Consider the following 13,510-nt stretch of genomic DNA (forward strand, 5'->3'; position numbering starts at 1 on the left):
GTTCCCGCTAGCCCGCCCCGCCGCGCCGCAGCGGCGCTCCGACCGCGTGCATATGGCGCAGGGCCTGCCGGTAGGAGTCGATCAGCGAGGTCTCCGTGTACGGGATGCCGACCGCGCGGCAGTGGGCGCGCACCATCGGCTGGACAAGGCGCAGGTGCGGGCGGGGCATGCTCGGGAAGAGATGGTGCTCGATCTGGTAGTTCAGGCCGCCCAGGAACCAGTCGGTCAGGAAGCCGCCGCGTACGTTGCGCGAGGTCAGGACCTGGCGGCGCAGATGGCCCCAGCCCTCGTCATCGGCGTCCGGCATCTCCATGCCCTTGTGGTTCGGCGCGAAGGTCATGCCCAGGTGGAGCCCGAAGAGCGCGTGGTGGAGCAGCGCGAAGACCAGCGCCCTGCCGGGCGAGAGCACGGTCAGGAGCAGGGTCGCGTATCCGGCGAGGTGGGCGACGAGCAGCAGGGCCTCGACGACGCGTTCGCGCGGCGGCTGCCTGCGCAGGTCCTGGAATCCGTACACCTTCAGCGCGATGCCTTCGAGCAGCAGCATCGGGAAGAAGAGCCGGGCCTGGTTGCGGGTGAGCCAGCGGGCGAAGCCTTCACGGCGCTCCGCCTGCTTCTCGGTCCACACCATCGCGCCGACGCCGACGTCCGGGTCCTTGTCGACGTGGTTGGGGTTGGCGTGATGCCGGTTGTGCTTCTCGTTCCACCAGGCATAGCTCATGCCGAGCAGCAGATCGCTGTGGATCAGGCCGATGATCCTGCCCGCGCGCCGGCCACGGGTGATCTGGGCATGGCCCGCGTCGTGCCCGAAGAACGCGGTGCGGGCCCACAGCACCGCGAGCGGTACCGCGTACAGCAGGGTCCACCAGGTGTCGCCGGTGAGCGCCATGGCCGTGACGGTCGCGGCGAGGGCGAGAAGGTTGACGGCTATGCCCGCCGCGTACCAGCCCGTGCGCCGCTCCAGCAGCCCCTGTCCCTTCACCGCCTTGAGGAGCGGGGTGAACTCGCTGCTCCGGCCGACGGGGCGAGGAGGAGGCACGAGCCTCACAGCGGCCGTGCCGGACTCGGCGTTCACGATGGCCTGGGGCATGACGGTCTCCGGTCGTTGGCGGGGCGGCAGTCGGCAGTCGGCAGGCAGTCCCTCGTGACCTGCGCTGACCTCATGAAACGTACGAATCCGGGGCCCACTGCCGCCATGGCGCCACCACCCGGACCGGTCGGGGGACTGTCCCGGGGGCGGGGTGTTGCTGACGCCACCGTGAGATGTCGGGTGCACCGGCTGGGGCATCTACGGAGGCGCAGGTACAGGGCATGCGTCAAGGCTCGAAGAGTGACCCACGTCACGGCGTGGAGCCGTCCGGTCGGCGCCGACGCCCTGTACCCTCGGCGATTCCGATCCCGCAGTAGTCAAATTTGAGGAATGTGTCATCGCAGGCCACACGCTCCCCACGTCCGCAACCCCGCCCACGCCCTCCGCGATCGACGAACTCGCCCGCTGCCACGTCGCCTTCCTGCCCGCCGACCCCGCCCGTACCGGCCGTATCGCCTTCTGGCACGCCGACGGCACCGCACCGGCCGCCTTCCCCGACCATGTCGACGAGCTGAGGGTGGTGGCGGCCGATGTCGTGCCGTACGCGGTACGCGCGGTGCTGCTGCCCGTACGCGCGGCGTTGCCCGTTCTGACCAGGGCGCGGCCGCGAGCGAACGCATCGCACGCCGCCGCCTTCTGGGGCACGGCCGCCCTGCGCGCGCTGCAACTGGCGGCCCAGGGGCTGCTGTTGCCCGGCCTGACCGCCACCGACCACGACGCCTGGCGGATCGGCCCCCTCGGCGCCGACGAGCTGGCGCGGATCCGCGAGCTGGCGGCCGCGATGCCGCCGCAGGCGCACGCGGTGCCGCTCGACGCCACGGCCGAGCCGGTGCTGCTGCCCGAACCCGAAGCGCTGCTGCGGCAGTTCCTCGACGCGGTCGCGGACGGGCTGCCGCGCACCCCGGCCGCCGCGCTCGCGGCGGGCTCCCCCGCCTTCGCCGCCGAGGCGCCGCAACGGCTGCCCGAACAGCGCGCCTGGGCTGCCGACGTGGCCGCCGGGCACGACGCGGGCGTGCGTATCTCGCTGCGGATCGAACTGCCCGGCCTGGACGCGGTGGATGCCGATGGACCGGGCCCGGTCTTCCGTGCCGTGCTCCAGCTGCACAGCGTGAGCGACCCGGCGCTGGTGGCGGACGCGGCCGAGGTGTGGGCCGAGTCGGGGGCCGCTGCGGGCGCGTTCGGGCCACGCGCGCGTATGGACGCGCTCGTCGCTCTGCGACGCGCCACGCGCGCGTGGCCGCCGCTCGCACCGCTCCTGTCGGCCGCCGTGCCGGACGCCGTCGAGCTGGCGGACGAGGAGGTGGGCGAACTCCTCGGTCCGGCCGCGCGCACGCTCGCCACCATCGGCGTCCAGGTGCACTGGCCCAAGGACATGGCCCGTAAGTTCACCACGCGCGCGGTGATCGGCCCGGCGGACGACATGGCGGCAGCCGCCGGCTCGACGACGGGCAGCACCGATGACGCGGCCACCCGCGACCGCTCCCTCTCCGCCGCCCCCTCCGTCCTCTCCACGGACGCCCTGCTCTCGTTCAACTGGTGGTTCACGCTCGGCGACACCCGGCTCACGCGCGAGGAGCTCGACCAACTCGCCGAGAGCAGCCGCCCGGTGGTGCGGTTGCGCGACCAGTGGGTGCTGATCGACCCGGAGGAGGTCCGGCGCGCCCGCGCGGCACAGGACCGCAAGGTGACCCCGGTCGACGCGCTCAGCACCGTCCTGACCGGCTCGACGGAGATCGACGGCCGCCGCGTCGACGTGGAGGCGTCCGGCTGGCTCGCCCGGCTGCGCGACCGGCTCGCCGCGCCCGAGAGCGCCCGTGCGCACCCCGTCGAACAACCCGCAGCCCTCGCCGCCCAGCTGCGCGACTACCAGCTGCGCGGCCTCAACTGGCTCGCCGACATGACCTCGTTGGGGCTCGGCGGCTGTCTCGCCGACGACATGGGTCTGGGCAAGACCATCACCCTCATCGCGCTCCATCTGCACCGCCAGAGCACCCCCGCCACCGCCGGCCCGACGCTGGTCGTCTGCCCGACGTCGCTGATGGGCAACTGGCAGCGGGAGATCGAGAAGTTCGCCCCCGGCACCCCCGTACGCCGCTTCCACGGTTCCGCGCGGCGCCTGGAGGACCTGGCGGACGGCGAGTTCGTCCTCACGACGTACGGCACGATGCGGCTCGACGCGGCGAAGCTCGGCGAGACGGCGTGGGGCATGGTCGTCACGGACGAGGCCCAGCACATCAAGAACCCGCACTCGGCGACCGCCCGGCAACTGCGCGCGATCGGCGCCCGCGCGCGCGTGGCGCTCACCGGCACACCCGTCGAGAACAACCTCTCCGAGCTGTGGGCCATCCTCGACTGGACGACGCCGGGACTGCTCGGCAAGCTCGGCACGTTCCGTACGCAGTACGCACAGGCGGTCGAGAGCGGCACCGACCCGGCGGCCGCCGAGCGGCTGTCCCGCCTGGTCCGACCGTTTCTGCTGCGCCGCCGAAAGTCCGACCCCGGCATCGCGCCCGAGCTGCCGCCGAAGACCGAGACCGACCGCGCCGTCTCCCTCACCAAGGAGCAGGCCGGACTGTACGAGGCCGTCGTGCGCGAGACGTTGGCGGAGATCGCGGCCGCGGACGGCTTCGAGCGGCGCGGCCTGGTGGTGAAGCTGCTCACCGCGCTCAAGCAGATCTGCAACCACCCGGCGCAGTACCTGAAGGAGGAGCAGCCCCGCATCCCCGACCGCTCGGGAAAGCTGGAACTGCTCGACGAACTCCTCGACACCATCCTCGCCGAGGACGGCTCGGTCCTGGTCTTCACCCAGTACGTGCAGATGGCGCGGCTCATCGAGCGGCATCTGTCGGCGCGCGGAGTCGCGACGCAGTTCCTGCACGGCGGTACACCTGTGGAGCGGCGCGAGGAGATGGTGCGGCGGTTCCAGGAGGGTGAAGTCCCCGTGTTCCTGCTCTCGTTGAAGGCGGCGGGGACGGGCCTCAACCTCACTCGCGCCGGTCATGTCGTGCACTACGACCGCTGGTGGAACCCGGCCGTCGAGGCGCAGGCCACCGACCGCGCGTACCGCATCGGCCAGACCCAGCCCGTACAGGTCCACCGGATCATCGCCGAGGGCACGATCGAGGACCGTATCGCCGAGATGCTGACGCGCAAGCGGGAGCTCGCCGACGCGGTGCTGGGAACGGGCGGGTCGGCCGAGGCCGCACTGACCGAACTGTCCGACGCCGAGCTGGCGGATCTGGTGGCACTACGAGGGAGCGGACGATGAGCGCGTACGGAAATCCGTCCAAGGAGGCCCCTTTGGATGCCGAGCGGACGTTTGAAGCGCTGCCGCCCGCACAGGGGCGTGGCTTCGCGCAGACGTGGTGGGGTCAGGCGTGGCTGAAGGCCCTTGAGGACACGGCGCTCGACGGGCAGCAGCTCAAGAAGGGGCGCGCCCACGCGCGCGAGGGCGCGGTCGGCGCGGTGTCCGTTCGGCCCGGCCGGATCACCGCGGTGGTACGGGACCGGTACGGCACGTCGCACCGCAGCGATGTGCTGTTGCAGCGGCTCTCCGAGGACGACTGGGACCGCTTCCTGTCGATGGCGGTGGAGCGGGCGGGCCATATCGCGGCACTGCTGGAACGTGAGATGCCTCCGCATCTGGTGGAGGACGCGGCGGCGGCCGGGGTCGACCTCCTGCCGGGCATAGGTGACTTGGAGCCTCAGTGCACCTGTGAGGCATGGGACCACTGTCCGCACACGGCGGCGCTCTGCTACCAGGTGGCCAGGCTTCTCGACCAGGACCCGTTCGTGTTGCTGCTGATGCGGGGGCGGGGTGAGCGCGCACTCCTGGAGGAGCTGCAGGAGCGCAGCGCGGCGCCGCCGCCGACGCAGCCGTTCGGACCGTCGGGGGTTTCGGCGGCGGAGACGTTCGCCGCGCGGGACATCGTGCCGCCGCTGCCCGGCGTGCCGCAGGTGCCGAGCGAGCCGGGTGCGCCCCCACGGCTCGACACGGAAACCGGCCCCGAGCCGGGCGTGGACCCGGCAGCGCTGGAGTTCCTGGCGGCGGACGCGGCTCGACGGGCGCGGGCGATGCTGGCCGATGCGCTGGCGCCCGATCACGAACACCATGAGACGGAGCCGGAATTGACGCTCAACCAGGACGCCGTGCGCCTGGCGGCGGCCTGCGAGGACCAGCGGATCGCGCAGCACCTGGCGACCGGTTCCGGGCGGCGGGCGGCCGAGCTGCACCTTGCCGTACGGGCCTGGCGGTGCGGCGGGGCCGCGTCGCTCGCCGTGCTGGAGGAGGAGTGGACGCCCGGGCCGGAGGCCCTGGCCCGCGCCCTGGACGGCCTCGACCGGGCCTGGCGGGACGAGCGGCGCCCCACGCTGCGCGCGGCCGGCCCGAACCGCTGGACCGTCGTCGGCGCCGGGGCACAGCTGCGGCTCGGCCGGGACGGGCGGTGGTGGCCGTACCGCAAGGAGTGCGGGACCTGGGCCCCGGCGGGGCCGGCGGACTCGGATCCGGGTGCGGCGCTGGAGATGGCGCTGCAGGTGGCTCCGGAAGTGGCGGCCGAGGGGTGAGGTACGGGGCGGGGAGGCGTCACACCAGGCCCTCCCTCTCCCCTATCCCCTATCCCAGGCTGCCGCCAAGCGCCGCGCCCGCCTGAAGCTCGCTGAAGGGCAGCTCGTCGCCGCCGTCGGAGCCCGCCGACGGCAGTATGTCGCCCGGAAGCGCGGTGGGCACACCGCTCGGAAAGTCACTCGGGAAGTCGCTGGGCAGCAGGTCGCTGGGGAAGTCGCTAGGCAGCCCCGACGGAAGGGTCGACGGCAGCCCCGAGGGAAGCACGCTCGGCAGACTCAGCGAGGGCGTCGGATTCGGGGTCGCGGTGCCGGTCGACGTCGGCGTCGGGCTTTTGGTCGACTTCCCACCTGACCCACCACTGCTGCCGTTCACCACCAGCACCACCGCGACGACGGCTGCGGCCGCCAGCATGATGCCGAGCAGTATGAAGACGCCCTTGCGCCCGCCCGCCCCTTCCGGCGACGGCGGAGGCGGTGGTGAGGACGGCGGCTGCCAGGCGGGAGGACCGAAGCCCCCGCCGGACGGGGGTGGCGGCCCCGGTGGGCGCGGCGGAACGGGCGGCGTGGCCATAGCGACCAGAGTCCGCCCGAATCGGTCGTCTCGCGACCCCTGTACCGAAGTTACGCCAAAGTCGGTCAGTCGTACCGAGCCTTCCGTCCCGCGTTCGGCGGCCCGTACCGTAACCTCGGCGCGGCTCTTGCCGGTTGAACGAGACGATCGACCGAACGAAACGACTGACGTCGACGATCGGCACCGACCCACGGTGGCGACGATCGACGCACCCGACGTACAGGAGCGCCGTTTCCCGTGAACCGCAGAAGACTCCTCCAGGGCGCGGCCGCCAGCGCGGCCGCCGGCATGCTGTTCCCCGCGACCCGCGCCGAGGCCGCCGGGGACACCGACTACCCGGGTGCGCACTGGGTCGCGGCGTCGCCCTCGAACTACACGGCGTCCGGCCGGCCCGAAACGTATCCGATCGAGTACGTGATCATCCATGTGACCCAGGAGTCGTTCGCGACCACGCTCGGCATCTTCCAGAATCCCGCCAAGAAGGTCTCGGCGCACTATGTGGTCCGGTCGGCCGACGGCTATGTGGCGCAGATGGTGCGTGAGCAGAACATCGCGTGGCATGCGGGGAACTGGGACTACAACACGCGCAGCGTCGGCATCGAGCACGAGGGGTGGGTGGACCAGCCCGCGTACTTCACGGACGCCCTGTACGAGCAGTCGGCGCGGCTCACCGCGTCCGTCTGCGACCGGTACGGCATCCCCAAGGACCGCGACCACATCATCGGCCACTACCAGGTACCGGGCACCGACCACACCGACCCGGGGCCGAACTGGGACTGGGTGCGCTACATCCGCCTCGTCAACTTCGCCTGATACGGGGCGTCAACGGGGACGCACTCCGCTCTCGGCACCAAGATTCGCACCTATGCCCGATCAGTCCGAGCCGTACCAACTTGGCGGTATCGCGCCCTGTTGGCGCGGCGGCACATGAGGCGAAGGTTGGGCGTCCACTGGTGGAACCGAACTGACCACACACCGGTGGAACTGACCACACTCTGGTGAAAGCGAACCGCGAGAGAGGAATTCCATATATGCCTCCCATCCCGGTACGACCTGGTATCTACAAGATCCACGCACACATCATCGGCCCCGCCACCCTGGTGACGGCTACCGAGTACGCCATCAAGCACGGCGCTCCCGTCATCGCCGACCGGCTCAACCCGCTCCCCATCGAGCAGGAGTGGGCCATCGAGCCCGCCGAGCCCGTCCCGGGGTCGCCGTATGTGATCGGTCTCGCCATGCAGGAGGCGACGGGCCTCGTGATCGCCGAGGACAAGCTCTACGTCAACAGCGTGCCGCGCGCCGAGTGGGCCAAGTTCACGTTCGAGGGCGTCCTCGGCGGCGTCAAGATCCTCTCGGACAAGGGCCTCGCCCTGCGTGCCGGGCACCGCGGCGCACAGCTCGAACTCGTCCCGCCGAAGCCCGACTTCCAGGAGACGTGGACCCTGGAGTTCGTGCGCCCGATCGACTCGGAGTAGCACGGGAATCCCCGGGGCGACCGGTGCTCGTTCGAGCCGGTCGCCCCCGGGGCACGGGCGGCAATGCGCCAGGCGCGTGCGCGGTGCCTTGCCGGGTGTGCGGCACGGGCCGACGATGGACCGGTCGCAGCGCACCCCGCCCTCCTGGAGGCCCAGTTGACCGATACGCGGTACGAGTCGCGGCACGAGTCCTGGGTCGCCCTGGAAGCCGGTGCCGATCCCGCCGAACGTACGGGTGCGCTGCGCCGCGCCCACGACACGTTCACCTCGGCGGGGCGGGTGGTCCGGCCCGTACGACCGCTGGTGGCGGCGTCCTGGCGGCGCTCGGCGCGGGCCCGGGTGTGCCCGGACGGGACCGCGAGCGTGGAGCTGGGCGAGGACGAGCTGGCCGCGTACCGCGACGGACACCCTCTCGCCCGCGCGATGCCGGTGATCAGGGAACTGATGGGCGCGTACGCCCGGGACGGCGAGCATCTGGTCGCCGTCTGCGACGCGCAGGGCCGACTGCTCTGGGTCGAGGGACATCCCGTGACCCGGCGCAGGGCGGACCGGATGAACTTCGTGCCGGGCGCGCGGTGGGCGGAGTCCGCGGTCGGCACCAACGCCCCCGGGACCGCGCTGACCGAGGACCGGCCCGTACAGGTCTTCTCCGCCGAGCACTTCCGGCGGCCGGTGCACCCTTGGACGTGTGCGGCGGCGCCGCTGCACGACCCGCGCACGGGACGGCTGCTCGGGGCCGTGGACATCACCGGAGGCGACGGTCTCGCGCACCCGCACAGCCTGGCGTTCGTACAGGCGGTGGCCCGCGCGGCGGAGACGGAACTCGCTCTGCTCGCCCCACCGTCCACCGGCGCGGCGATCGGCCTGAACGCTCTGGGCCGCGACGAAGCGGTCCTGATGGCCGCGGGCCGCAAGGTCCCCCTCAGCCGCCGCCACAGCGAGCTCCTGGTGCTCCTGGCCTGCCACCCCGAGGGTCTGACGGGTGATCAGCTCCTGGTCGACCTGTACGAGGACGAGTCGGTCACCCCCGTGACGATCCGCGCCGAGCTGTCCCGGCTGCGCCGCCTCCTGGGCCCGGACCTGCTGCGCTCCCGCCCCTACCGGCTGGCTCTGCCGGTCGACGCCGACTTCGACACGGTGGCGCGCCGCCTCGGCTCGGGCGCGGTCGCGGCGGCGATGAACGCGTACGCGGGTCCGCTGCTGCCCAGCTCGCAGGCGCCCGCGATCGTACGGATGCGGACCCGGCTGGCCGGACAGTTGCGGGCGGCGCTGATCGAACGCGCCGATCCGGGGCTGCTCGCCGACTGGGCGCGCAGCCCGTGGGGAGCGGAGGACCGGACGGCGTGGCGGGCGCTGCGGGGGACGACGGCGACCTGACACGGCTCGGCGCCGACCGGCCGCGACGGCCGTCGTCGCGACGGGGCGCGATGGGCGCAACGGGGGCGCAACGTCCGGGGGCCTAACCTCCGCACCGAGCGCCATCCGAGGGCGGGTGGCGCCGGAGGGAGGCCACGGAGATGACCCGTTACGCAGCGCCCGGCACCGAGGGCGCGATCGTCACGTACCAGTCCCGCTACGACCACTTCATCGGCGGCGAGTACGTACCGCCCGTCGGCGGCCAGTACTTCGAGAACCCGAGCCCGATCAACGGCCGCCCCTTCACCGAGATCGCCCGGGGCACGGCGGAGGACGTCGAACGCGCGCTGGACGCGGCCCACGCGGCGGCCCCCGCCTGGGGCCGGACCGCCCCGACCGAGCGGGCCGACATCCTCAACAAGATCGCCGACCGGATGGAGGCGCATCTGGAGGAGCTGGCGGTCGCGGAGAGCTGGGAGAACGGCAAGCCGGTCCGCGAGACGCTGGCCGCCGACATCCCGCTGGCGATCGACCACTTCCGCTACTTCGCGGGCGCGCTGCGCGCCCAGGAGGGGTCGCTGAGCCAGCTCGACGAGGACACCGTCGCGTACCACTTCCACGAGCCGCTCGGCGTCGTCGGCCAGATCATCCCGTGGAACTTCCCCATCCTGATGGCCACTTGGAAGCTGGCGCCCGCGCTCGCGGCGGGCAACGCGGTGGTCCTGAAGCCCGCCGAACAGACCCCGGCGTCCGTGCACGTGTGGCTGGGGTTGGTGGCCGACCTGATCCCCCCGGGCGTGGTGAACATCGTGAACGGCTTCGGCGTGGAGGCGGGCAAGCCGCTGGCGTCGAGCCCGCGGGTGGCGAAGATCGCCTTCACCGGCGAGACGACGACCGGGCGCCTGATCATGCAGTACGCGTCCGAGAACATCCGCCCGGTGACGCTGGAACTCGGCGGAAAGTCCCCCAACATCTTCTTCGACGACGTCTGGTCGGCGGACGACGACTTCCGTGACAAGGCACTTGAGGGCTTCACGATGTTCGCCCTCAACCAGGGCGAGGTCTGTACGTGTCCGTCCCGTGCCCTGATCCAGCGCGGCCACTACGGCGAGTTCCTGGACGCGGGCATCGCCCGCACCGAGGCCATCGTGGCGGGCCACCCGCTGGACACCGACACGATGATCGGCGCCCAGGCCTCCAACGACCAGCTCCAGAAGATCCTCTCCTATCTGGACATCGGCCAGCAGGAGGGCGCGAAGATCCTGACGGGCGGTCAGCAGATCGAGTACGACGGGGAGATGGCGGGCGGCTACTACGTCCAGCCCACGATCTTCGAGGGCGACAACCGTATGCGGATCTTCCAGGAGGAGATCTTCGGCCCGGTCGTCGCCGTGACGTCCTTCACGGACTTCGACGACGCCATCCGCACGGCGAACGACACCCTCTACGGCCTCGGCGCAGGAGTCTGGACCCGCGACGGCAGCCAGGCATACCGAGCGGGCCGAGCGATCCAGGCGGGCCGAGTCTGGACCAACTGCTACCACGCCTACCCGGCCCACGCCGCCTTCGGCGGCTACAAGCAGTCGGGGATCGGGCGGGAGAACCACAAGATGATGCTGGACCACTATCAGCAGACGAAGAATTTGTTGGTGAGCTATTCGGCGAAGAAGCTGGGCTTCTTCTAGGGGCCGAAGAAACGGCGCCTGACCATGGCTTTTGCTGGTCAGGCGCCTTCCGTTCAATCCACTGGGAGCCGGGTCTGGAATGCGTGGCAACTCCCAGTTCATCCCTCCGCTATCCCGCTCCTGACCAGCTGTTCCGGTCTATTTCCGGTCCAAGTCCCGGCTCAGCCCGCGGGATGCGCGCCGTGGCTCACGCGGTCCCACTCCTGCATGGACTGCTCGATGAGGCGGTTGGCCTGCTCCCGGACATCGTCCAGGAACTTGGCATAGTGACGAAAGAGGACCTCGATACTCTGGCCCGCGCGGCGAGCGCATTCGGCCGGGTCCACACCGGAATACAGCCAGAACGAGATCCCGGCATGCCTGTACGTGTCAGCACATCCTTCCGTGCCCACGACCACGTCATGCCGTAGGCGGAAGCGTCCACGTACTTGCCCTTCTGGTTGCGGAACAGCCGCCCGTCCGGCGCCACGCCGAACCGTTCGACGTGCACTTGGAGCATGCGCACGAACTGCGGCGGGATGGGCACGGGCCGGGTTGCGGTAGCCGCGCGACGCTTGAGCGAGTGCACCTCGTGCACGGCGCCGTCATCCGTCCACTCCTTGCCCGCTGTCACGACACCACCCGACAAATTAAGGAGTCCCCAGCCGCTCTCGAGCAGGTGGCATTGATCGAGGCGTAGGCGGATGACCTCTGCCGGCCGCATAGCCGCGTAGTACATGCAGCCGAAGAACGCCTCCAGGTGAGGGCCACGCCCTCGCTGCTGGGCAACTCCCGCGAGGAGTCGCACCACCTGGGCCGGGTTGGGAACAGCGGCTGGTTCTACCTCCTCGTTGACCGCCGGAGCGTTCCACCTCAATCCGTTAAGCGGGTTGTCCGCGAAGTAGCCTTTCTCCACTGCGGTGTTGAGGACTTCATTGAAAGCAGCCCTCTTCCGTCGCGCCGTCTTGGCCGCAGCCGCCTTGCCGTCCAGCTTGCGGCAGAGGGCGTCCAGAGCCCGTCGCAACACATCTGCCTCAGTGAGCGCGCTGACAGGCAGAGAGTTCCGTTTGATCCAGTCCAGAGCCTTCTGCCACTCCTCGGTCGGCTCTTCCTCCCACGCCTTCTTGGCAAGCCGCACGGGAGGAAGAGAAAGCCAAGGCCCTGGCGAAGGAACAGGAAGGCGAACGGAGCGGCCCGGCGCTACTCGCGGCATTCCTGGTGCTGGGGGCCATCGCGGGACTGTGGCTCGCCTTCATGTGGCTGCTCATCACCGCGTTCGACTGACCGCACATACGACGGACCAGGAGGAACACGGCAATGGCAGACGGCTCCGGTATCCAGGGGACACAGCTATGTCCGACACCGCCACACCGCCACACCGCCACACCGGCCGCGAGTACCCCCGGGCAGCGTCCGACTCCGCCGTCGCACCACCGGTCGGCGGTGGTACAGAGACAGCGGACAATCCAGGGATCCTGCTCCAGCCCGTCGCGTTCGGTTGTTCGCCCCGCCACCCTGGCGCTGATCACGATGGCATACATCGCGATCAGCGAAACCATCCGATTCCTAACCAGGAGCCACATGTCCCGAGCACCATTCCAAATCCTCGTCATCCCGTTCCGCCGAGTCGGCGAGGAGAGCGAATGCGCTGTTCTCCGCCGCCGGGACATGGATATCTGGCAGGCAGTCGCAGGCGGCGGTGAGTCAGGCGAGAGTCCGCAGCAGGCCGCCGTCCGCAAAGCACGTGAAGAGTTCGGCCTCGACCGGACAGTCGCGCTCTACCCGCTGCAGACCACCACCAGCATCCCCGCACGATTCTTCGCCGACCGAGACAGCTGGCCGACGAGCACGTACGTTGTGCCTGAGTACGCGTTCGCTGCGGACTTGACCGACGTGGAGATCAAGCTCTCTCACGAACACACCGCCGTCCAGTGGCTGGACTACAAGGCAGCCAGCGAACTGCTGCGATTCGACAGCAACCGCACAGCTCTGAGTGAACTTCACGAGCGTCTGCTGGCCGCCGACCTGCCCCGACCGGTCCATTGACAGTGCCCAGCGCATCCTCTGACCACTGTGCAGAGTGATCCTCGGCCAAGGCTTGTCGGTCTGCCGCTGGCCGTCTGAGCAGCGCAAGTCGGCGACCAGGTCGTGGCATTCGAAATGAGGGGGAAGATATGACACTCATCGTGATGAGCCAGAACGTCCAGTACGGAGCCACCGACACCAGCAGATGGGACGGGCTGGTCGACCGCATCCGTACTGTCCAGCCGCAGCTCCTGCTGCTCCAGGAGGTCGACTTCCTCGCCGACCCCGAGCAGGCCGCGACGGCGGAGAAGGCCCTGGGGCTGCGACTGGCTGTCGCCCTGTCCCGGAATCTACCCACCGCTATCGCCTGGGACCCCGAGCACCTGGAACTGATGGGCACCGAAACGAAGTGCAGCACCACGGACCTGCACCACGGCTACTGTGCACTCCAATTGTGGCCCCTGGGCTTGCCCGCTGCCTGGCCGGTGCCGCTGGTGGCGATCAGCACCCATCTGACCCCGTACTCCGCCGAGGCCGCAGGACAGGAAGCACAGCTGCTGTGCGCGCGGGTCTACCGGCACGGCGCCATCGGATTGATCGGCGGGGACATCAACCACCTGCCCCTGGGTGATCCGGAGCCCGACTGGGACCGTGTCCCGCCCTACAACCGCGCCACGCTGCCTGCGCCACCAGCATCCCGATGAGCCGTGGCGGGACAACCGCATCGTCGGACAGGTCTTCCGCGACGTGGACCTCACCGATG

General features: G+C 70.5%; 11 protein-coding genes. 8 read left to right on the forward strand and 3 right to left on the reverse strand.

Annotation, left to right across the window (positions count from 1 at the left end):
- Positions 1-7: 7 nt before the first annotated feature.
- A complete protein-coding gene (locus tag ACGFRG_RS32160) occupies positions 8-1,087 on the reverse strand; it encodes a fatty acid desaturase family protein (protein WP_393269645.1) in 1,080 nt (359 codons plus the stop codon).
- Between the two features lie 337 nt (positions 1,088-1,424).
- Between ACGFRG_RS32160 and ACGFRG_RS32165 the strand changes: the two genes are divergently transcribed.
- Positions 1,425-4,355: a DEAD/DEAH box helicase gene (locus ACGFRG_RS32165; protein ID WP_393269740.1), complete on the forward strand. Its 2,931-nt coding sequence runs from the start codon at positions 1,425-1,427 to the stop codon at positions 4,353-4,355.
- Positions 4,352-5,653: an SWF or SNF family helicase gene (locus ACGFRG_RS32170; RefSeq protein ID WP_393269647.1), complete on the forward strand. Its 1,302-nt coding sequence runs from the start codon at positions 4,352-4,354 to the stop codon at positions 5,651-5,653. Before ACGFRG_RS32165 ends, ACGFRG_RS32170 begins: the two co-directional genes overlap by 4 nt.
- A gap of 49 nt (positions 5,654-5,702) precedes the next feature.
- Here ACGFRG_RS32170 and ACGFRG_RS32175 read toward each other — a convergent pair whose 3' ends face one another.
- A complete protein-coding gene (locus ACGFRG_RS32175; protein WP_361430877.1) occupies positions 5,703-6,065 on the reverse strand; it encodes a hypothetical protein in 363 nt (120 codons plus the stop codon).
- 396 nt (positions 6,066-6,461) lie between these two features.
- Here ACGFRG_RS32175 and ACGFRG_RS32180 point away from each other — a divergent pair, with 396 nt between their 5' ends.
- From ACGFRG_RS32180 to ACGFRG_RS32195, 4 genes are all read left to right on the forward strand, one after another.
- Positions 6,462-7,037: an N-acetylmuramoyl-L-alanine amidase gene (locus ACGFRG_RS32180; RefSeq protein ID WP_361430878.1), complete on the forward strand. Its 576-nt coding sequence runs from the start codon at positions 6,462-6,464 to the stop codon at positions 7,035-7,037.
- A 218-nt stretch (positions 7,038-7,255) separates the two neighbouring features.
- A complete protein-coding gene (locus ACGFRG_RS32185) occupies positions 7,256-7,702 on the forward strand; it encodes a hypothetical protein (protein ID WP_361430880.1) in 447 nt (148 codons plus the stop codon).
- Positions 7,703-7,858: 156 nt separating this feature from the next.
- On the forward strand, positions 7,859-9,079 hold the full coding sequence (locus tag ACGFRG_RS32190; RefSeq protein ID WP_393269649.1) for a GAF domain-containing protein: 1,221 nt from the start codon (positions 7,859-7,861) through the stop codon (positions 9,077-9,079).
- 140 nt (positions 9,080-9,219) lie between these two features.
- Entirely contained in the window at positions 9,220-10,743 is a 1,524-nt protein-coding gene (locus tag ACGFRG_RS32195) for an aldehyde dehydrogenase family protein (RefSeq protein WP_361430884.1), read from the forward strand.
- A gap of 187 nt (positions 10,744-10,930) precedes the next feature.
- Here ACGFRG_RS32195 and ACGFRG_RS32200 read toward each other — a convergent pair whose 3' ends face one another.
- A complete protein-coding gene (locus tag ACGFRG_RS32200; protein WP_393269652.1) occupies positions 10,931-11,860 on the reverse strand; it encodes a hypothetical protein in 930 nt (309 codons plus the stop codon).
- 392 nt (positions 11,861-12,252) lie between these two features.
- Here ACGFRG_RS32200 and ACGFRG_RS32205 point away from each other — a divergent pair, with 392 nt between their 5' ends.
- The gene (locus tag ACGFRG_RS32205; RefSeq protein ID WP_393269654.1) at positions 12,253-12,768 is read left to right on the forward strand and encodes an NUDIX pyrophosphatase; all 516 of its coding nucleotides are present in this window, start codon (positions 12,253-12,255) and stop codon (positions 12,766-12,768) included.
- A 128-nt stretch (positions 12,769-12,896) separates the two neighbouring features.
- Positions 12,897-13,451, forward strand: coding sequence for an endonuclease/exonuclease/phosphatase family protein (locus ACGFRG_RS32210; protein WP_393269657.1), 555 nt, complete (start codon positions 12,897-12,899; stop codon positions 13,449-13,451).
- The last annotated feature ends 59 nt before the right edge of the window (positions 13,452-13,510 follow it).

Source organism: Streptomyces sp. NPDC048696, assembly GCF_043198895.1.
GTDB lineage: Bacteria > Actinomycetota > Actinomycetes > Streptomycetales > Streptomycetaceae > Streptomyces.

Bases quoted from the DNA above. Each gene is read 5' to 3' on its own strand.
- ACGFRG_RS32185 (WP_361430880.1), top strand. From the start codon at position 7,256: ATGCCTCCCATCCCGGTACGACCTGGTATCTACAAGATCCACGCACAC.
- ACGFRG_RS32160 (WP_393269645.1), bottom strand. From the start codon at position 1,087: ATGCCCCAGGCCATCGTGAACGCCGAGTCCGGCACGGCCGCTGTGAGG.
- ACGFRG_RS32170 (WP_393269647.1), top strand. From the start codon at position 4,352: ATGAGCGCGTACGGAAATCCGTCCAAGGAGGCCCCTTTGGATGCCGAG.
- ACGFRG_RS32195 (WP_361430884.1), top strand. From the start codon at position 9,220: ATGACCCGTTACGCAGCGCCCGGCACCGAGGGCGCGATCGTCACGTAC.
- ACGFRG_RS32205 (WP_393269654.1), top strand. From the start codon at position 12,253: ATGGCATACATCGCGATCAGCGAAACCATCCGATTCCTAACCAGGAGC.
- ACGFRG_RS32210 (WP_393269657.1), top strand. From the start codon at position 12,897: ATGACACTCATCGTGATGAGCCAGAACGTCCAGTACGGAGCCACCGAC.
- ACGFRG_RS32175 (WP_361430877.1), bottom strand. From the start codon at position 6,065: ATGCTGGCGGCCGCAGCCGTCGTCGCGGTGGTGCTGGTGGTGAACGGC.